The organism is Bacillus sp. CGMCC 1.16541 (genome assembly GCF_003184905.1).
GTDB lineage: Bacteria > Bacillota > Bacilli > Bacillales > Bacillaceae_H > Priestia.
In genome coordinates this window covers 357,417-377,174 of sequence record NZ_QFRU01000001.1, presented here as the reverse complement: position 1 = coordinate 377,174, position 19,758 = coordinate 357,417, and the positions used below count along the sequence as shown (strand labels likewise).

18 protein-coding genes and 1 pseudogene are annotated in these 19,758 nt (G+C 36.5%); 13 read left to right on the top strand and 6 right to left on the bottom strand.

Going from position 1 to position 19,758, the window contains the following annotated elements; all coding sequences use genetic code 11:
• Positions 1–35 precede the first annotated feature (35 nt).
• From DIS06_RS06385 to DIS06_RS06375, 3 genes and pseudogenes are all read right to left on the bottom strand, one after another.
• Positions 36–335: pseudogene (locus DIS06_RS06385) on the bottom strand (transposase); the annotation flags it as partial.
• Between the two features lie 52 nt (positions 336–387).
• Positions 388–837: a hypothetical protein gene (locus tag DIS06_RS06380; RefSeq protein WP_110112399.1), complete on the bottom strand. Its 450-nt coding sequence runs from the start codon at positions 835–837 to the stop codon at positions 388–390.
• 1 nt (position 838) lies between these two features.
• Positions 839–1,039, bottom strand: a complete 201-nt coding sequence (locus DIS06_RS06375) for a YlaI family protein (RefSeq protein WP_110112398.1) — start codon at positions 1,037–1,039, stop codon at positions 839–841.
• 181 nt (positions 1,040–1,220) lie between these two features.
• Between DIS06_RS06375 and DIS06_RS06370 the strand changes: the two genes are divergently transcribed.
• Entirely contained in the window at positions 1,221–1,679 is a 459-nt protein-coding gene (locus tag DIS06_RS06370) for a pyridoxamine 5'-phosphate oxidase family protein (protein ID WP_110112397.1), read from the top strand.
• A gap of 90 nt (positions 1,680–1,769) precedes the next feature.
• Here the strand turns inward: DIS06_RS06370 and DIS06_RS06365 are convergent, their stop codons facing one another.
• On the bottom strand, positions 1,770–2,381 hold the full coding sequence (locus tag DIS06_RS06365) for a YhcN/YlaJ family sporulation lipoprotein (RefSeq protein WP_110112396.1): 612 nt from the start codon (positions 2,379–2,381) through the stop codon (positions 1,770–1,772).
• A 216-nt stretch (positions 2,382–2,597) separates the two neighbouring features.
• Between DIS06_RS06365 and DIS06_RS06360 the strand changes: the two genes are divergently transcribed.
• The gene (locus DIS06_RS06360; RefSeq protein ID WP_204166765.1) at positions 2,598–3,926 is read left to right on the top strand and encodes a PhoH family protein; all 1,329 of its coding nucleotides are present in this window, start codon (positions 2,598–2,600) and stop codon (positions 3,924–3,926) included.
• 107 nt (positions 3,927–4,033) lie between these two features.
• Here DIS06_RS06360 and DIS06_RS06355 read toward each other — a convergent pair whose 3' ends face one another.
• A complete protein-coding gene (locus DIS06_RS06355) occupies positions 4,034–4,531 on the bottom strand; it encodes a peptidyl-prolyl cis-trans isomerase (RefSeq protein ID WP_110112394.1) in 498 nt (165 codons plus the stop codon).
• A 121-nt stretch (positions 4,532–4,652) separates the two neighbouring features.
• On the opposite strand from DIS06_RS06355, the gene glsA reads away from it, so the two are divergent.
• From glsA to pyc, 4 genes are all read left to right on the top strand, one after another.
• The gene (glsA, locus tag DIS06_RS06350; protein WP_110112393.1) at positions 4,653–5,582 is read left to right on the top strand and encodes a glutaminase A; all 930 of its coding nucleotides are present in this window, start codon (positions 4,653–4,655) and stop codon (positions 5,580–5,582) included.
• Between the two features lie 100 nt (positions 5,583–5,682).
• Positions 5,683–5,949, top strand: coding sequence for an Fpa/YlaN family protein (locus DIS06_RS06345; RefSeq protein WP_239583488.1), 267 nt, complete (start codon positions 5,683–5,685; stop codon positions 5,947–5,949).
• A gap of 197 nt (positions 5,950–6,146) precedes the next feature.
• A complete protein-coding gene (locus tag DIS06_RS06340; protein ID WP_110112439.1) occupies positions 6,147–7,331 on the top strand; it encodes an FtsW/RodA/SpoVE family cell cycle protein in 1,185 nt (394 codons plus the stop codon).
• A 156-nt stretch (positions 7,332–7,487) separates the two neighbouring features.
• Entirely contained in the window at positions 7,488–10,940 is a 3,453-nt protein-coding gene (gene pyc / locus DIS06_RS06335; RefSeq protein ID WP_110112391.1) for a pyruvate carboxylase, read from the top strand.
• Between the two features lie 41 nt (positions 10,941–10,981).
• On the opposite strand, the gene DIS06_RS06330 is transcribed toward pyc, so the two are convergent.
• Entirely contained in the window at positions 10,982–11,914 is a 933-nt protein-coding gene (locus DIS06_RS06330) for a COX15/CtaA family protein (RefSeq protein ID WP_162595899.1), read from the bottom strand.
• 846 nt (positions 11,915–12,760) lie between these two features.
• Between DIS06_RS06330 and coxB the strand changes: the two genes are divergently transcribed.
• The 7 genes from coxB (at position 12,761) to DIS06_RS06295 (ending at position 19,660) form a co-directional block, all read left to right on the top strand.
• Entirely contained in the window at positions 12,761–13,816 is a 1,056-nt protein-coding gene (coxB, locus tag DIS06_RS06325) for a cytochrome c oxidase subunit II (protein ID WP_110112389.1), read from the top strand.
• 44 nt (positions 13,817–13,860) lie between these two features.
• The gene (gene ctaD, locus DIS06_RS06320; RefSeq protein WP_110112388.1) at positions 13,861–15,729 is read left to right on the top strand and encodes a cytochrome c oxidase subunit I; all 1,869 of its coding nucleotides are present in this window, start codon (positions 13,861–13,863) and stop codon (positions 15,727–15,729) included.
• The gene (ctaE, locus tag DIS06_RS06315) at positions 15,729–16,349 is read left to right on the top strand and encodes a cytochrome c oxidase subunit III (protein WP_110112387.1); all 621 of its coding nucleotides are present in this window, start codon (positions 15,729–15,731) and stop codon (positions 16,347–16,349) included. Before ctaD ends, ctaE begins: the two co-directional genes overlap by 1 nt.
• 4 nt (positions 16,350–16,353) lie before the next feature.
• Positions 16,354–16,689 (top strand): cytochrome c oxidase subunit IVB, encoded by a 336-nt coding sequence (ctaF, locus tag DIS06_RS06310; protein WP_110112386.1) that lies wholly within the window; start codon positions 16,354–16,356, stop codon positions 16,687–16,689.
• A 271-nt stretch (positions 16,690–16,960) separates the two neighbouring features.
• The gene (gene ctaG, locus DIS06_RS06305; protein WP_110112385.1) at positions 16,961–17,872 is read left to right on the top strand and encodes a cytochrome c oxidase assembly factor CtaG; all 912 of its coding nucleotides are present in this window, start codon (positions 16,961–16,963) and stop codon (positions 17,870–17,872) included.
• A 46-nt stretch (positions 17,873–17,918) separates the two neighbouring features.
• Positions 17,919–18,383: a DUF420 domain-containing protein gene (locus DIS06_RS06300; RefSeq protein WP_110112384.1), complete on the top strand. Its 465-nt coding sequence runs from the start codon at positions 17,919–17,921 to the stop codon at positions 18,381–18,383.
• A 104-nt stretch (positions 18,384–18,487) separates the two neighbouring features.
• On the top strand, positions 18,488–19,660 hold the full coding sequence (locus DIS06_RS06295) for a GNAT family N-acetyltransferase (RefSeq protein ID WP_110112383.1): 1,173 nt from the start codon (positions 18,488–18,490) through the stop codon (positions 19,658–19,660).
• Positions 19,661–19,758: the final 98 nt, after the last annotated feature.

The window sequence follows — 19,758 nt, the reverse complement described above, 5'->3', positions numbered from 1 at the left end:
ATTTATAAGGGAAAGAGGGATATTCCTTCCCTTCATTACCCTAATTTTTGTTCGCTTTCTTTGTTGGCTGCCCACTTCAGTAAATTGTGTGCAGCGCAAATAAGACCCCAATCCGTGGTATTTTTGGATAGGCCTCTTAACCCAAATCTCTTAAACGCTCGATTGTGCTTAATCTGTCCAAACACAGGCTCTACATCTATTTTTCGCTGCCTGTATCTTTTGCTTCCTTCTTCCGTGGCCAAGCGTTCACGAACTTCTTTTCGTTGTTGGTGGTTTCTCACTGAGACCTGTACGATTTTTGTATCTTTGTCTTTGGCACAGGTTGTTTGGAACGGAAATCAACGGACTAATTTTAGAAGCTAACCTAAAAAGAGGGTGCCCAAAAGTTTATACCTTTTGGGACACCCTCTTTTTTTGTATGAAGCGATATGAAGCCGCCAATGTTAGAGCAAACAATAAATGACTAATCGTCCAATAGGAAATAGATACGAAATCATCAATAGCCGGTGTTTCTTTGATCGCTAATATTGTTAAAGGAAAGTACAATGGGATGGTTGGTAGTGTCAAAAAAATTGATGTCACAAGTAATCGTCTCCACGATTGGATTGTGAGCCTTTTGACGACATACACAAATAGAATGCCAATTATAAACGCAATGAGAAGATGGAAGAAAAACTCAATGCTTTCTGGCCAGTGAACTTCACCGATAATCGGGATAAAGTCGATGTTTAACAGTAACGTATACACTTTTTTGTTCGTAATCATTTCAATCAATTTCAACACGAGACCTAACACGCTACCACTAATGAATCCTATTGTGATGCCGCTTTTAATCAAATTACCAATCCTCCTCTACTTTCTTTGATCGGTATAGCTTAAAATTTCCAGTCGCAGCTCTTTCTTTCGTTCGTTGTTCAATGCGGTTACGACAAGGTTCGCACATGTATGTATGAATCGGTCGATTGCGTAACCTTTTTGCTAATGAAGATTCATCTTCAATAGACTCAATTTTGTCGCATAGTACACACTTTACTCTCATCCTATCACCTCAACTTCTCTACAGAACATTTTATAAGAAGAAGGCTCTGAAATAAAGGGAAACTTCATCTTTCATCGAATGTTATTAGAGAAAGTATTGTATAAAACTCAGCATCGTCAATTAACTGAATTCTCATGCATGTATGTCGTTGTTGAGGAGAAACAGTTACGGAGGTGGTTAGGTGGCTAATCAAGTTGAACCATTACTGATTGAACCATTGTTTCAAGCGCTACAAAAAGAGAGATTTACAACAATTTCAACTGTTGATTTTGAAACGAAAGGGCCGAATGTTAGTGCAATCTCTTGGGTCATTGCACCTGATTTAGAACATGTACGCCTTGCTGTTGACAATCGATCTCGGATTGTGAAGAATATTGAGCAAAACAATTTAGTTGTTATTAATATTATTGCAAACGAATCCTGCTATTCAATTAGTGGGAAAGCAGCAGTTAAGACTGAAAAGCTTGAAGGTGTACCGTTGAAATTAGCATTAATTGAAGTGAAGATACAAGAAGTGCGTGATGTAATGTTTTATGGATCAAAAATCTCCGTTGAACCTTCTTATGAAAAAACATACGACGCAGTCGCTGCAGCTAAATTAGATAATCAAGTCATTCAAGCAATGAAAAAGAAGCTGTAGGAAGAGGGGATCTGTTCCTTTTCCTACAGCTTAAAGTCATATGGTCGGATTGTTTATTTTAAAAGTGTTTAAGCGTTACATATATTTTGATTACTGATTATATTTATTTTTTTCTAACTGTTGATTCGATTGCTCTTTCTGGGTGTTTTTTAATTGTTTTTGTTCTTCTTTGTTTAACTTTTCATCGTTCGTTTCAGTTGGAGTTGGATTTTTGCGAATATCTTCTGAGATTTCAGGCATAACACGATTCACAATGGCCGCAAGCTCGTCCAAGAATCCTGTAACAGGGCGACCTTGTTGAATTTCATGTCCAATTTGTCGAAGACGAGCAAATGTGTCAGGATCTGCAATGACAACTGAGTTTGCACCGTACGGATCGTTTTTTAAACTTTCAGCAACCGTGTACTTAATCGAGCTTACTTCAGAACGGTCCATCTTATTGTTAACATCAATTCCTACAATGGCATATTTACCAACGACAATGGCTGTTGCATCTTTTACATTAGGTACCCGTGTAGCAATCTCTACAAGGTGTTGAGACACTTGAGTAGACGTTTGATTTTTAACTGGTTGTGGTGCTGTATTCTTTACCGTAATAAGCTGTTTTTCGTTTAAATCTTCGTCAGCTGTGTTCGTTTGATTGTTACAACCTAATAACGTTAAACAGCAACATAAGCTTGTTAAGATGATCCAATTTTTCATGTTAGAAACTCTCCTTTTTTAAATAGCTCATTTTTTGTTGCAATTTGTATTTATTGTTCAATAGTTCTTCTATCTTTATGCACAAGTTCATATATTAAAGCAAACGGTCCGTCCATATACGTATTCGTTACGTATATACACTACATAATATGGTAAATGGATGGAGCCTTATCTTTACTTCTGAACGGAAAAACAATCAAAGTAGGAGGCGGAATGTTGGGAAAAATCTATGTTTTAGATACAAATGTCTTATTACAAGACCCGCATTCAATTTTTTCTTTTGACGATAATGAAGTTGTAATACCTGCTGTTGTACTAGAAGAAGTGGACTCTAAAAAAAGAAACATGGACGAAGTAGGGAGAAATGCTCGACAAGTCTCAAAGTTAATTGACGGCTTAAGACAATCGGGTAAACTTCATGAAAAAATTCCGTTAGAAAATGGAGGCTCTTTGCGAATAGAATTAAATCATCGCTCGTTTCATCAACTCCAAGAAATATTTGTTGAAAAAACGAACGATAATCGAATTTTGGCGGTTGCGAAGAACTTGTCATTAGAAGAAGAGACAAAAGAAGATGGAAAGGAAGTTATCTTAGTAAGTAAAGATGTATTAGTACGAGTAAAAGCAGATGCAATAGGGTTAAGGGCAGAAGATTTTTTAAGCGATCGAGTTGTTGAATTCAATAGTATTTATACTGGGTTTATAGAGGCTTATGTGGCAAGAGAAACATTGAATCAATTTTATGAAAAAGGAGAGATTTTAACTTCTCAAATTGCAAATCACCCCTTTTTCCCGAATCAATTCTTAATTATGAAAGATGCTTTAGGCGGCTCCGGCTCTGCAGTTGGAATTGTTGATCAAAGCGGAAAACGTGTAAAAAAACTATTATTTGAGTACGATCATATTTGGGGAATAAAACCTCGTAACGTACAACAAATTATGGCATTAGAGCTTTTGCTAAGAGATGATACGCAACTTGTAACATTAATAGGAAAAGCTGGTACAGGGAAAACGTTATTAGCATTAGCTGCTGGACTCATGCAAACGGAGGATTTAGGCTGTTTTAAGAAATTGTTAGTAGCCAGACCTATTGTTCCTGTAGGGAAAGATATTGGCTTTTTACCTGGTGAAAAACAAGAGAAATTAAGACCTTGGATGCAACCAGTCTATGATAATTTAGAATACTTATTTAACACAAAGAAGCCTGGAGAGTTGGATGCCATTTTAGCTGGGATGAGTTCAATTGAAGTTGAAGCATTGACGTATATAAGAGGACGTAGTATTCCAGATCAATTTATCATTATTGACGAAGCACAAAACCTTACAAAACATGAAGTGAAAACGATTTTAACGCGTGTAGGTGAACGAAGCAAAATTGTATTAATGGGGGACCCAGCTCAAATTGATCATCCTTATTTAGATGAGTACAATAATGGTTTAACGTATGTTGTAGAGCGATTTAAAGAACAAAAGATTTCTGGGCATGTCCGATTAGTAAAAGGAGAACGCTCAGGACTTGCTCAGCTCGCTGCTGATATTTTATAGCTAGATGAAAGAAAATCCCTGTTTGAACTGCACCCCAATTGTTAGACACAAAACCTAACAATTGGAGGTGCAGTTTTTCTATGGCAGGGGGTTTTTTTGGTTCATTATTATTTTATGATAATTTCTTTCACATTTTTAAAAGGGTTGTGGAGTGTTGACCCATCTCCTTTATAGACATGAATGGGTCCATCTGCTTTTAATGGTTTACCGTCCTTACTAAACCCAAAAATCACTTCTTTAGCTTCTTCTAAAGACATTGTGACAGTTTGGTCATCTCCGACAAAAGAAACAGCCCAAGCGCTTTCATGTGGAATGGCATTTTCTAAAAATGGTTGAAACGGAATACCAAATGTTCCTGTCAGAATACGTTCTTTCTGAAACTTTTTTTCCGTTTTTAACGTTGGAGGAAATACAGCTCCTTCACGGATTTCGCGGTCCCAATGCTTCGACACTTCTTTTGTGTATTTTTCATTCGCGTCTTCTTCTTTTTTACTTTCTTGAAAATATGTATGTAAATCTACTTTTCGATCATCAAAAATCCAAACTCCCGGATCAAGCGTTAAAGGATGTTTGACATTGCCTTTTAATAAAATAATGGATTCCATCTAATTCCCCTCCTAAAAAAAGTATAAGCGCTTTCTTTTGTTTTGTCACCTAGAATGGAAAGTTCATCACATTGGTATGATAACAGTAATAGCACAAGACGCAAATAGTTGAGGTGAACAAATGGCGTGTAAAACAGAGAAAGAATTAATGAGTCTTGTAAAGGAAGCAAAGAAAGTGACGCAGTATGGGGAAGTCGCTTCATACATTCCAGCTTTAGGAAAAGCTAGCGTAAATGATCTATCTGTTGCGATTTTTAAGTTAGATCAAACATGTCTGTCAGCGGGAAACGTAGAAAAAAAGTTCACACTTCAGAGCATCTCGAAGGTATTGGCGTTAGCGCTTGTTTTAATGGATCATGGACCTGAAGTTGTTTTTGAAAAAGTTGGAATGGAGCCTACAGGAGACCCTTATAACAGTATTATTAAATTAGAAACCCATAAGCCTTCTAAGCCACTTAATCCCATGATTAATGCAGGAGCATTAGCTGTTACGGATATGATAAAGGGAAGAACACATAAGGAAAGATGGAACAGGTTATTAGCTTTTGTTCGTAAGTTGGCTGACAACGAAGAAATATCCTATTGTCAGAGCATTGCGGAATCGGAGTTTGAAACAGCATGGTTGAATCGTTCGATGTGTTACTATATGAAGCAGTATCATGTCATTGAAAACGACATTGAAGAACTAATGGAGCTATATACAAAACAATGTTCCATTGAGATGCATAGTTTAGATCTTGCCAAGATAGGCGCTGTCTTTGCGGCGGATGGGCTAAGTCCAATGACTCAAGATGTGTTAATCCCAAGAGAAATTGCGCGAATTTGTAAAACGTTTATGGTGACATGTGGAATGTATAATGCTTCAGGTGAGTTCGCGATTAAAATCGGCATTCCTGCTAAGAGTGGAGTGTCTGGTGGGATTATGGGAGTAGTGCCTAATCAATTTGGAATCGGGATTTTTGGGCCGTCTCTTGATGAGAAGGGGAATAGTATAGGTGGAATAAAGTTACTAGAACTTCTAGCTGAAAAATATCATTTTAGCATTTTCTAAGTGTTCTTATCCTTGCTTTTTCTTCTCCTTACCGTTAATATTAATAGATAGAATAGGTAATCGCTCGTGAACGGAGGGATTGATTGTGACACCCGATACAATGGTCGATCATCGTGAAAAAGCATACGCATTGTTAAAAGCTGATGCAGATAAAATTTTGAAGCTGATTAAGGTGCAAATGGATAATTTGACTATGCCTCAATGTCCTCTGTATGAAGAGGTTTTAGATACACAAATGTTTGGATTATCAAGAGAAATTGATTTTGCAGTTCGACTAGGTTTAATTGAAGAGCCAGTTGGAAAGCAACTATTAGATCGTCTTGAACAAGAATTATCCGCATTGCATGAAGCTTTTACAAAAAAATAAGATACACAGAAAAACTCAAACTATACGACTGCATAGTTTGAGTTTTTTGTATATGTTGTACAATTAATACACTATATACAACTTTCTTAATAAATATAAAAAGGTCACCCAAAAATACAAAGGTGTAGTAAAATAAAAGCAGAAATATGATTGTAATAACCCGTTGTCGAGATTATTTGAAGGAAGATGAAAAAGAAATGTTAAAGAAAATCTTTCGCTATTATGATTATTCAATTATTTTAGCTGTGGCAGCTCTTTGTGCAGTGGGTCTTGTAATGATTTATAGTGCAAGCATGATTACGACAGTAGCACAATTTGATGTAGAAAGTGATTTTTTTTACAATAAACAAAAAAAATCACTTATATTTTCAGGAATTATATGTTTACTAGCGATGTTATTTCCGTATAAGTTGTATCCGAAATTAATTAAATTAATTGTAATAGGAAATGTGTTGATGTTGGGACTTGTGTTCATTGTTGGACATACAGCCGGAAATGCTCAAAGTTGGTTAAAGTTTGGTAATTTGGGACTTCAACCTGCTGAATTTGCCAAACTGACAGTCATCATCTACTTAGCTTCTGTATTGTCAAAAAGACAAAATAAAATTAATAACATAAAAGAAACATTTATTGGACCGATTGGATTAACTTTCTTTATTTTTTTCATCGTAGCAATCCAACCAGATTTTGGTACAGGAGCGATTATTGCAACGATTGCTGGTGTTGTTATGCTTTGTTCAGGAATTAATCGTAAAACGATTATTCGATTAGGTTTATTAGCATTGATTTTTGTGATAATCATGCTCCCTTTTGCTTATTGGACAGGCTATATGTCTGAAGAAAGAATGTCTCGATTTACAGGTGCTTCTAACCCATTTCAATATGCGGATGATCAAGGGTATCAGCTTGTCAACTCGTACATAGCAATTGGAGTTGGAGGGCTAAAAGGACTAGGTTTAGGAGAAAGTATTCAAAAGTATGGATACCTACCAGAAGCTCATACAGACTTCATTATGGCAGTGATTGCAGAAGAATTAGGTTTTCTTGGCGTCATAATTGTGTTATCCTTACTTATATTTTTAATTCTCAGAATTCTATCTTTAGCAAAGAGATGTCAAGATCCATTTGGCAGCCTTATATGTATTGGAATTGCAAGCATGATAGGGATACAGTCTTTTGTTAACCTCGGTGGGTTAACAGGAATTCTCCCGATTACAGGTGTTCCGTTGCCATTCATTAGCTACGGTGGTTCTTCTTTGTTGCTTTTAATGATTTCGATAGGAATTGTGATTAATATTTCCTTTTTTGTAAATTATCAAGAAGCTCGTCAACAAAAGAAGCAGGAGATCCAAAAGACTTCTAAGACCATTCCAATTCATTAACTTACACGAAGGACGTTAGAGGTAAGAAAAGATAGTAAATTCTTTTTGTTACCTCTAGTTTTCTATATCCTTTCCCTTCTCTTTTACCAATCATATATTCTGTGAAGGGATAAACAAACCAAAAGTAAATACGAAATTCGAGAGGAGAGATACAACATGAGTCTAGTGACTAAAAAGATAAAAAAAGTGTTAGTTGCCAATAGAGGAGAAATTGCGATTCGTGTATTTCGAGCTTGTACAGAATTAAACATTCGTACAGTTGCGATTTATTCAAAAGAAGATGCAGGTTCGTATCATCGTTACAAAGCGGATGAAGCGTATTTAGTTGGTGAAGGTAAAAAACCAATTGATGCTTACTTAGATATTGAAGGAATTATTGCAATTGCAAAAGCACATGGAATTGATGCCGTTCACCCAGGTTACGGTTTTTTATCAGAAAATATCCAATTTGCAAAACGTTGTGAAGAAGAGGGAATTATTTTTATTGGTCCAAAATCAAAGCACTTAGATATGTTTGGTGATAAAGTGAAAGCTCGTCATCAAGCCATTTTAGCTGACATTCCTGTTATTCCCGGAACAGATGGACCAATTCGTGGATTAGAAGAAGCTGACCAATTTGGTGAAGAACATGGCTATCCATTGATGATCAAAGCTGCTCTTGGTGGTGGTGGTCGTGGAATGCGTATCGTTCGAAACAAAGCGGGTCTTAAAGAAGCTTATGAACGTGCTCGCTCAGAAGCTAAAGCCGCATTTGGTAGTGATGAAGTATATGTAGAGAAATTTGTTGAAAACCCTAAACATATTGAGGTTCAAATTTTAGGAGATCAACAAGGGAATATTGTTCACTTATATGAGCGTGATTGTTCTGTACAGCGTCGTCACCAAAAAGTAGTAGAAGTAGCACCTAGTATCTCGTTAAGTTCAGATCTTCGTGACCGCATTTGCGAAGCAGCCGTTGCATTAATGGAGAATGTTCAATACATAAATGCAGGGACAGTGGAGTTCTTAGTAGCAGGAGAAAATTTCTACTTTATCGAAGTGAACCCTCGTGTACAAGTAGAGCATACAATTACTGAAATGATTACGGGTATCGACATCGTACAGTCGCAAATTTTAATTGCAGATGGATTTGAACTGTATAGTAAAGAATTATCGATTCCAAAGCAAGAGGATATTCACTTACATGGTTATGCGATTCAGTCGCGTGTAACGACAGAGGATCCATTAAACAACTTTATGCCAGACACAGGTAAAATTATGGCTTATCGTTCAGGTGGAGGTTTTGGAGTTCGTTTAGATACAGGTAATAGTTTTCAAGGTGCTGTAATTACTCCATATTACGATTCATTACTTGTAAAAGTAACAACATGGGCTTTAACGTTTGATCAAGCAGCATCAAAGATGGTGCGTAACTTAAAAGAGTTTCGTATTCGTGGGATTAAAACAAATATTCCATTTCTTGAGAATGTTGTGAAGCATGAGAAGTTTTTAACCGGTACGTATGATACATCATTTATTGATACGTCACCAGAATTATTTGTGTTTCCAAAACGTAAAGATCGTGGAACAAAGATGTTAACGTACATTGGGGATGTAACGATTAATGGTTTCCCTGGTGTAACGAAAAAGAAAAAGCCTGTTTTTGCAAAGCCACGAATTCCATTGGTTAATGTAAATGAAAAGGTGCCAGCTGGTACAAAGCAAATTTTAGATGAACAAGGTCCAGATGGTTTAGTGAAATGGATTAAAGAACAAAAAGAAGTGTTATTAACGGATACAACGTTCCGTGACGCACATCAATCATTGTTGGCGACACGAGTTCGTACACATGATTTAGAGAAGATTGCAAATCCAACATCACGTTTACTTCCAAACTTATTTTCGATGGAAATGTGGGGAGGAGCAACATTTGACGTTTCGTATCGCTTTTTAAAAGAAGACCCATGGGATCGATTGTTATCTTTACGTGAGCAATCACCAAATGTGTTATTTCAAATGTTACTTCGTGCATCAAATGCCGTTGGGTATAAAAACTACCCTGACAATGTCATTAAACAGTTTGTTGAAAAGTCAGCTTTAGCAGGAATTGATGTATTCCGAATTTTTGACAGCTTAAACTGGGTACAAGGAATGACACTTGCTATTGATTCTGTACGTCAGCATAATAAAATTGCGGAAGCAACGATGTGTTATACAGGAGATATTTTAGATCCGACTCGTCGTAAATACGACTTAACGTACTATACACAGTTAGCAAAAGAACTAGAACAATCCGGTGCACATGTATTAGGCATTAAAGACATGGCTGGGTTATTGAAGCCACAAGCAGCTTATGACTTAGTCTCAGCTTTAAAAGAAACAATTGATATCCCAATTCACCTCCATACGCATGATACAAGTGGAAACGGAATTTTTATGTATGCAAAAGCGATTGAGGCAGGAGTCGATATTGTTGATGTAGCAGTTAGCTCAATGGCTGGTTTAACTTCTCAGCCAAGTGCAAATTCGCTGTATTATGCACTAGAAGGCACAGATCGCAAACCAAATATCGACATTAACGGGTTAGAGCAGCTTTCTCACTATTGGGAAGATGTTCGAAAGTATTATCAAGACTTTGAAAGTGGAATGAATGCCCCTCACACAGAAGTGTATGTACATGAGATGCCAGGAGGGCAATATAGTAACCTTCAACAGCAAGCAAAAGCAGTTGGACTTGGCGAGCGTTGGGATGAAGTAAAAGACATGTATTCGCGTGTTAACGAGTTGTTTGGTGATATCGTAAAAGTAACACCTTCTTCAAAAGTAGTAGGTGATATGGCTTTATTTATGGTACAAAACAACTTAACAGAAGATGATATTTACGATCGTGGTGAAACACTAGACTTCCCAGATTCTGTTATTGAACTTTTTGAAGGATACTTAGGACAACCACATGGTGGCTTTCCTAAAGAGTTACAACGTATCATTTTAAAGGGGAGAGAGCCTCTTACTGTAAGACCAGGAGAACTTCTTGAATCTGTTGATTTTAATGAAGTAAAAGAAACACTATTCCACTCATTAAATCGTCAGGTCACGAGCTTTGATGCACTTGCCTATGCGTTGTATCCAAAAGTATTTATGGATTACAACAAAGCGGTAGAGATGTATGGAAATATTTCAGTTCTAGATACACCGACATTCTTATATGGTATGCGCTTAGGAGAAGAAGTGGAGATTGAGATTGAAAAAGGAAAAACATTAATTGTTAAACTTTTATCAATTGGTCAACCACAAGCGGACGGAACGCGTACTGTGTACTTTGAATTAAATGGACAACCTCGTGAAGTGGTCATTAAAGATGAAAGTATCAAAACAACTGTGACGACAAAAGCGAAAGCTGACAAAGGAAACGAGAACCACATTGGAGCTTCAATGCCAGGTACAGTTATTAAAGTCCTGGTCGAAAAAGGGGAAAAAGTATCAAAAGGTGATCATCTTATGATTACAGAAGCGATGAAGATGGAAACAACGGTTCAAGCACCGTTTGAAGGTATTGTAAAAGATATTCACGTATCAAACGGTGAGGCGATTCAACCAGGTGACTTACTAATTGAAGTAACAAAGTCTTAATGAAATAAAAAAACGAGAAAGGCGATGCCTTTCTCGTTTTTTTATTTTGATATAGTATGATCTTGATTAAGTGTTCCTTCATTATATTTACTACGTGTTGCCATCAATGCTAAGTAACTCAATACTCCAAAGAGACAAGAGATAAATAAAGCATGTCCAAGTGCGATAAATAAATTTAGTTTTGTAAATACAACAAGGGCACCAGATACAACTTGTAATGAGACTAAAATAAGTGCAATCATCCAGCCGTAGTAAATAGTCTTTTGATTACGATAATGCTTAAAAGCATGAACAAATGCAATTAAAATCCAAACAAAGATTAAGCCGGCTGCAAAGCGATGTCCCATCTGAATCCACTCATGCATTTGTGTGGGCATACCAGCTTTTGAGCATAACGGCCACGATGGGCAAGCAAGACTAGCATTCATATGTCGAACAAGAGCACCTGTGTAAACAACAAGGTAACTATATAAAATGATGCCATAAATGTGAAACTTCATTCTAGGCGCAACCTTCACAGAGTTAGCATCAAATTTTTTGTCCACTTCAAAGATAATAAGTGTCAATAGTAAGATAGATGCAAATGATACAAGTGATATACCAAAGTGAAGTGCTAATACTGCATCAGATTGTCCCCACATAACAGCAGCAGCACCAATTAAGCCCTGTAAAACAAGGAAAAAGAATGAGATAAAAGCTAAAGGTTTTACTTCTCTTACATGTCCAAGTGCGATCCATGACCAGACTGAAAGAGCTAAAATTAATAGCCCTGCACCACCAGAAATAACACGGTGACTTAATTCAATAACAAGCTCAGGAGTAATGTTACTAGGGATAAGTTCTCCATGACATAGCGGCCATGAATCCCCACATCCAGCTCCTGATTCTGTTTTTGTAACGAGTGCACCACCTAATAAAACAAGTAGCATAACTATAGTTGAGGCTACAGAGAGCCATTTTAATCCACGTCGCAAACCACTCACCGTCCTAAGTCTTATAATAAATAAATCATACGTTAAATAAATCGCCCTGTAATATTATATCAGTAAAAGTACAAAACAGTGAAATCGGCGAAGAAAATGTTTTGATAGGAAAATTTTTGTTATTTTAACAATGAAAAGGAATTTCATATGTTATTATAGTGAAAAGTAGTTAAATAGAAAAGTACACAAATTGTTGCTAGATTAAGTTAACACTATACAAATATTGTTTACAACACACACTCATTCATTCTATTGTTAATTATATAAAAGAATCAAGTAACAGAGTGTAAATTCAGTCATGTGACAAAAAAAATCCATATATTTTTCATATTTTTTTCACAAAATTACCGAAAAATGTGTTTTAATAGACAGGAGAAACATGTTCTAATATACAATATAAGTTATTTTTTGGAATTGTATTTTTATGTATACGTTATGTGGAAACGCCTTCAATTTTCTATATTGAAAAACAGAATATGAAGTTCTTAATGAACAGTCTTATGCGACTAGGGATAGGTTTTACTCTAACGAGTGTATTAATGCTTACGATCATAAATGTAACAGCAACTTGAATTAAACAAGTAGCTATTAAACACCTGTATTTAGGTAATGTGATCAAAGCGTCAATATAAAATGAACACTGTAGTAGGTAGTGTATCATGTGCAGTACCTCCGCTAATTAGTAGGTCTGCAATTGGTGGAAACTTACATATTATTGGTTGGGTATTTCTTCTACTTAGAATTTATTTTATAGAAGGAATTTCATGTTTTGCTGTGTGTAGGATTGTCCTTACAAACGGTAAAATTACATCAATGAAAGAGGGGTTTGAATAAGCTATGAAAAAAAGGCTACCAAAGTGGCGCATATTGTCTTTGTTTAGCATGATAGCGCTTTTATTGGCTGGATGTGGTAAACCGTTCTTATCAACGTTACGACCAGCTGGTGAAGTAGCAGACATGCAGTACTCATTAATGCTTTTAAGTACTGCGATAATGGTTCTGGTTATCATTATAGTTTCCATTATCTTCGTTTATGTAGTTGTGCGCTTCCGTCGTCGTAAAGGCGAAGAGAATGTCATTCCAAAGCAAGTGGAAGGAAGTCACAAACTAGAAATCATCTGGACTGTTATTCCGATTCTATTACTAATTGTATTAACAGTACCAACAGTCATGGATACATTTAAATTGGCTGATGTAAAGGGAATGGAAAAGAAAGATGCAATGGTTGTCAATGTGCGTGCCAACCTTTACTGGTGGGAGTTTGAATATCCAAATGAAGGAATTATCACGTCACAAGATTTAGTTGTCCCAACAGATAAAAAAGTCTACTTCAATGTAAAAGCATCTGATGTAAAGCACTCATTTTGGATTCCTTCAGTGGGTGGAAAGTTAGACACAAACACTGATAACGAGAATAAATTCTGGTTAGTATTCGATTCTGAGAGAGCTGAAAAAGCTGGTGGTGTATTCTACGGAAAATGTGCAGAGCTATGTGGTCCTTCACATGCTTTAATGGACTTTAAAGTGCGAGCGCTTCCTCAAGAAGAATACGATGCTTGGGTAGCAAACTTGAAAGATGCTAAACCTGAAGTGACAACAGAAGTTGCACAAGCAGGTGAAGAAATCTTTAATCAAAGCTGTATTGGCTGTCACGCAGTTGAAGCACAAGATGGTCGTCCAGAACAAGCTCGTCAGGCACCAAACTTAGCTGGTTTTGCAGATCGTGAGAAAATCGCTGGTATTTTAGATCATAATGATGAAAATCTAAAACAGTGGTTAAAAGATCCTGAAACATTAAAACCAGGTAACAAAATGACAGGTACATATCCTGAATTAAGTGATGAAGAGTTAGATCAATTAACAGAATATTTAAAAGGTCTAAAAGAAAAGTAATTCTCGAATAAGTCATAGAGATTTATAGAAAGGGAGGTTAAGCCGTGAGTACGCAATCTAAGAAACAAGGCTTTGGAGCTACAGTGTGGGATTACCTTACAACTGTAGACCATAAGAAAATTGCCATCCTTTATTTAATATCAGGTGGGTTTTTCTTCCTTGTAGGTGGTATAGAGGCTTTATTTATTCGTATTCAACTTGCGGTACCAGATAACGATTTTGTTAGTGCTGGTCTTTACAATGAAATTTTAACAATGCACGGAACAACCATGATCTTCCTTGCAGCGATGCCGCTTTTATTTGCATTAATGAATGCGGTTGTACCTCTTCAAATAGGGGCACGTGATGTTGCATTTCCATTCTTAAACTCACTAGGTTTTTGGTTATTCTTTGCAGGTGGAGTTTTCTTAAATCTAAGTTGGTTCTTAGGGGGAGCACCTGATGCTGGGTGGACATCTTACGCATCTTTATCATTAGCTTCTCCAGGTCATGGTATTGACTTTTACGCATTAGGTTTACAGATTTCTGGTGCTGGAACCTTAATTGGTGGTATCAACTTCCTTGTAACAATTATTAACATGCGCGCTCCAGGTATGACTTACATGCGTATGCCATTGTTTACTTGGTCGACATTTGTAGCGTCTGCTCTTATCTTATTTGCATTCCCACCATTAACAGTAGGATTATTCTTATTAATCTTTGACCGTTTATTCGGTGCAAATTTCTTTGATCCGACAATGGGTGGTAACACAATCATTTGGGAGCATTTATTCTGGATTTTCGGACATCCTGAAGTATACATATTAGTACTTCCAGCGTTCGGTATTTTCTCGGAAATTTTATCTACATTCTCAAGAAAACGACTGTTCGGATACTCTTCAATGGTATTTGCAACTGTATTAATCGGGTTCTTAGGATTCATGGTGTGGGCTCACCACATGTTTACAACAGGATTAGGCCCAATTGCAAATGCAATCTTTGCGGTAGCAACAATGGCAATTGCTGTTCCTACAGGTATTAAAATCTTTAACTGGCTACTAACCCTTTGGGGCGGTAGTATCAAGTTTACAGTTCCAATGTTGTATGCAGTAGCCTTTATCCCTTCTTTCGTAATGGGTGGGGTAACAGGTATTATGAACGCTGCAGCTCCTGCGGATTATCAGTTCCATGATTCGTATTTCGTAGTTGCTCACTTCCACTACGTAATTGTAGGTGGGGTAGTATTTGCACTACTTGCGGGTGTAACATATTGGTGGCCAAAAATGTTTGGTCGTATGTTAGATGAAACACTTGGTAAGATTACATTCTGGTTATTCTTTATTGGATTCCATTTAACGTTCTTCATTCAGCATTTCTTAGGTTTAATGGGAATGCCACGTCGTATTTGGAAGTTCTTACCTGGTCAAGGTTTAGAAACTGGAAACTTAATTAGTTCAGTTGGAGCTGCGTTTATGGCTGTAGCGACAATTGTGTTATTAATCAATGTAATTAAAACAAGCATTAACGGTAAGAAAGCTGCTGGAGATGCATGGGAAGATGGACGTACACTTGAGTGGGCAGTTGCGTCACCTCCACTTGAGTATAACTTCAAGCAGACTCCACTTGTTCGTGGTTTAGATGCGTTATGGGTAGAAAAAATGGAAGGTAAAAAAGAGATGACTCCAGCTGAGCCAGTTGGTGACATCCATATGCCAAATGGTTCGTTTATTCCATTTATGATTTCTGTTGGTCTATTCGTAGCTGCATTCGGATTCATGTATCGTAATGATCATGGTTGGGGTGACATTGTAGGTATTGCAGGATTAGCAATTACATTTATTTCGATGTTCTTCCGTTCATGGATTGATGATCATGGTTACCATATTCATAAAGAAGATATTTTAAATGATGATGATAAGGGGGCGAATGCATAATGGCAGCTGAACAGAAATTAACGCCTGAAACGTTTCCCGCATCGCCTGAAAAAGCAACCCTTGAAGGTAAGAATAAGTTTCTAGGTTTTTGGCTTTTCCTCGGTGGAGAAACAGTTTTATTCGCATCACTTTTTGCAACATATTTAGCACTAAAAGATTCAACAGCTGGTGGTCCAACTACACAAGAGCTATTTGATATTACACTTGTTTTTGTTGCAACGATGTTACTTTTAACGAGTTCATTAACAAGTGTATATGCAATGTACCACATGAAGAATTTTAACTTTAAAAAGATGCAACTTTGGATGATTATTACATGGCTACTAGGGTTTGCATTCTTACTGTTAGAGATTTATGAGTTCAATCATTACATTCACCTAAAGCATACATTCACAAGTAGTGCTTTTGGATCTGCGTTTTATACATTAGTTGGAACGCATGGAGCTCACGTAGCGTTTGGTTTATTATGGATTGGTACACTAATTATTCGTAACTTTAGACGTGGACTAAACTTATACAACGCACCAAAGTTCTATGTTGCTAGCCTTTACTGGCACTTTATCGACGTAGTGTGGGTGTTTATCTTTACAGTAGTATACTTAATGGGAATGGTGGGATAATCTGATGGAGACAAATCATTCAAGTTCACGTAACCCAAAAGTAGACTTAGCTTATCGTAAAAAGAAAAATGCTGAAGAAATGAGATATCAAGTTATCTCATTTGCGCTCATGATCTTTTTAACGCTTGTTGCATTCTTTGCAGTATACAATCAAGATTTTACAGGGTGGTTTACAGTACCATTCATTATCTTGCTTGCAGTCGTGCAGGTTGTGTTTCAACTTTATTATTTCATGCATATGAGTCATAAAGGTCATGATGTACCAGCAATGTTCTTATATTCTGGCTTAGCTGTTGGTCTACTAACAGTACTAGCATTCATAACAATTGTTTGGTGGTAATAAACAGAAAGAGCTAGCATGTTTGCTAGCTCTTTTTATCTTGACAGATTCTCTAGATGAATATTTATTTTTTCTAGATAGATAAATAGAATGTAATTGATTTTTATCATTTTTATTAAAGCTCGCAAACCTACCATGACAATTTCTCCGTCATGGTAAGTTTGCGAGTAGAGTTAACAAAATGTTCATACATAGTGACATTGCTAGGTATAAAGTTTTTCGTGTATAATAACAGTAACTGGTCACTCCTAAAATTAGAGGTGATGTTTCGTTGTTTAATAACTTACAAGTTTTTGGTTTTCAAGCACTTTGGAGTCCTTATTTCTTTTTAATAATAGCAGCCATTACGATTTCTTATTTTGTAGTAATCAATCCGCTGCGTTCTCGCTTTACTGATAGCGAACCGGTACATACAAAAACACAAGTATATTTTGTGGTTAGCATGGTTTTGCTGTATTTCTTTAAAGGGGGGCCTGTTGATTTACTTGGGCATTTAATGTTTAGTGCTCATATGACACAAATGGCAATTGTGTATCTTGCTATTCCGCCATTGCTAATTCTAGGCATTCCGAGTTGGTTAGCGCGAGCTATTATTAATTATAAGTTTGTAAAACCGTTTTTTTCATTCTTCTCAAAGCCGTTAATTGCACTTCTCGTATTTAATGGTACATTTTCGTTATACCATATCCCTTTGGTTTTTGATGTTGTGAAAACGGATGCAACACTTCATGGAGTTGTTTCATTTATTTTATTTGTTACTGCATTCTTTATGTGGTGGCCGTTAATGAATCAATTACCTGAGCATCAATCATTGTCAGGAGTAAAGAGAATTGGGTATATCTTTGCAGACGGTGTATTGTTAACTCCAGCTTGTGCGTTAATTATTTTTGCTGACACGTCTTTATATGCAACGTATACAGATCCTGAAGCTTGGGTAAATGCTCTAGCTTTATGTGTACCACCTAGTATGTTAGCAGCGATGGGGACAATCGGTCCAGAAATGTTTAATATGTTACCACCAGTTGAAGACCAGCAACTTGGAGGGGTCATAATGAAGGTAATTCAAGAAATTGTGTATGGAACAGTCTTAGGATATATTTTCTTCCAGTGGGCAAAGAGTGAGCGTCAAAAAGATGAATTGGAATTAACAGAAACAATTACACCAACATCCCCTTTTAGATAGACAAGGGCATAGCGTAATTGTTGGGGAAAAGAGAAAGGATGCAGCTATGAATTCGTTACCTATTTTACCGACTATTAGTACGACGTTTATCGTATTGAGTGCCATAACAGTTGCGGTTGGCTGGTATCTTGTAAGCAAAGGGAAGATTGAAGCACATAAAAAAGCAATGTTTGTAGCGGCGATATTTGCAATTATTTTCTTTGTCATTTATGCTTCTCGTACTATTTTTGTTGGAAATACAGCGTTTGGTGGTCCAGATGATATTAAGATTTACTATACGTTGTTTTTAGTATTTCACATCTTTTTAGCAACCGTAGGGGCTGTATTTGGGATTGTCACTTTGTTAACAGGATATAAAAATCAGTTGATTAAACATAAAAAGATTGGGCCTATTACAAGCATTATTTGGTTCTTTACTGCTACTACAGGTGTAGCTGTTTATTTACTGTTGTATGTATTTTACCGCGGAGGAGAAACAACATCCGTCATTAAAGCAATATTAGGATTTTAAACAGTTATAGGCTTAGCCTGTAGCTGTTTTTTTGTTGTTAAATAGAGGAATTCGTAGCGTACATGTATAAATAAGAAAAGTGAGTGAAAGGGGGTAGTCAATTTATGAGATTATTACAAGAGAATGAGTATGAGAAGTCATTAGAACTATCTCAGTATGCGTTTCAATATACGTTATCAAAAGAGGAAAAAATTCAACGCATTAACAAGTTAAACGACCATCAAGTGTGGGGGATTTTTGATGGGGAGCAGTTAGCATCAAAGCTACACATATTGTCACATAGTGTCTTTATTGAAGAAGAAGAGATACAAATGGGTGGTATTGCAGGAGTAGCAACATGGCCTGAGTATCGACGAAGTGGGCATGTAAATGAGTTACTGTTACATAGTTTAAAAGAAATGAGAAAGTGCGGTCAACTCGTGTCTTATCTTCATCCTTTTAAAGTTAGCTTTTATCGAAAATATGGCTGGGAACTTATTGCTGATCAAAAGAAATATAAAGTGAAAAAGGAAGATCTTATCCCATTTAATCAAGCAACAGGCTTTGTAAAGCGTGTGTATATTCCAAAAGATATAGAGTTAATCAATCATATTTATGAATTATACACGAAGCAATATAATGGTATGTTAAAGCGGTCACAGAACTGGTGGCTGTCATTTGCAGAAGACAAAAGTACTCACTATGTGGTCTGGTTTAATTCTAAAAATGATCCAACAGGTTATCTAATGTATAGCGTAAAAGATGGAAAGATGAATGTGGAAGAGTTTATTTCGATTGAGATTGAAGGTACAAAAGCGCTTTGGAACTTTATATGTCAACATGATTCTATGATTGAAGAAATGGAAATGGTTGTACCAGCTAATGACTTATTAGCGTACTTGCTACACAATCCTCGAATTGAACAAATCGTGCACCCTTACTTTATGGGAAGAATTGTGGACGTCGAACGGTTTTTATCAAAGTATCCTTTAAAGAAAGTGGAAAAGTCATTATTCATTCATTTATACGATGCTCAAGCAGAATGGAACAATGGTACGTATTTAATTAAAGATGGGAACATCACATTCTATCAGCCGCAAAGTCAAGGCAGTCGTTGTACTACTCCTCCTAAACGAGGAGTACACCTTACTATTCAATCGTTAACGTGTGCATTAATGGGGTATAAAAAAGTGAGTGAACTAGCAAAACTTGGACAGATTCATGGATCTAAAGAGGAATTAACGCAACTTGAAGAAATGATTACGAAGAAAGATACAACCTTTATGGACTTCTTTTAGTATCGATAAAGTAAGCAAGGGTATAACGCTTAGTAAGGAAAAATGATAGGTAACATTCCTTGCCTGATTATCTGTTAATGAGGTGACACATGAAAGTT

Excerpts from the sequence above, each read along its gene's own strand:
- DIS06_RS06375 (WP_110112398.1), bottom strand. The coding sequence starts at position 1,039 with ATGAGAGTAAAGTGTGTACTATGCGACAAAATTGAGTCTATTGAAGAT.
- DIS06_RS06365 (WP_110112396.1), bottom strand. The coding sequence starts at position 2,381 with ATGAAAAATTGGATCATCTTAACAAGCTTATGTTGCTGTTTAACGTTA.
- DIS06_RS06355 (WP_110112394.1), bottom strand. The coding sequence starts at position 4,531 with ATGGAATCCATTATTTTATTAAAAGGCAATGTCAAACATCCTTTAACG.
- glsA (WP_110112393.1), top strand. The coding sequence starts at position 4,653 with ATGGCGTGTAAAACAGAGAAAGAATTAATGAGTCTTGTAAAGGAAGCA.
- DIS06_RS06345 (WP_239583488.1), top strand. The coding sequence starts at position 5,683 with ATGGTCGATCATCGTGAAAAAGCATACGCATTGTTAAAAGCTGATGCA.
- DIS06_RS06340 (WP_110112439.1), top strand. The coding sequence starts at position 6,147 with ATGTTAAAGAAAATCTTTCGCTATTATGATTATTCAATTATTTTAGCT.
- pyc (WP_110112391.1), top strand. The coding sequence starts at position 7,488 with ATGAGTCTAGTGACTAAAAAGATAAAAAAAGTGTTAGTTGCCAATAGA.
- coxB (WP_110112389.1), top strand. The coding sequence starts at position 12,761 with ATGAAAAAAAGGCTACCAAAGTGGCGCATATTGTCTTTGTTTAGCATG.
- ctaE (WP_110112387.1), top strand. The coding sequence starts at position 15,729 with ATGGCAGCTGAACAGAAATTAACGCCTGAAACGTTTCCCGCATCGCCT.
- ctaF (WP_110112386.1), top strand. The coding sequence starts at position 16,354 with ATGGAGACAAATCATTCAAGTTCACGTAACCCAAAAGTAGACTTAGCT.
- DIS06_RS06300 (WP_110112384.1), top strand. The coding sequence starts at position 17,919 with ATGAATTCGTTACCTATTTTACCGACTATTAGTACGACGTTTATCGTA.
- DIS06_RS06295 (WP_110112383.1), top strand. The coding sequence starts at position 18,488 with ATGAGATTATTACAAGAGAATGAGTATGAGAAGTCATTAGAACTATCT.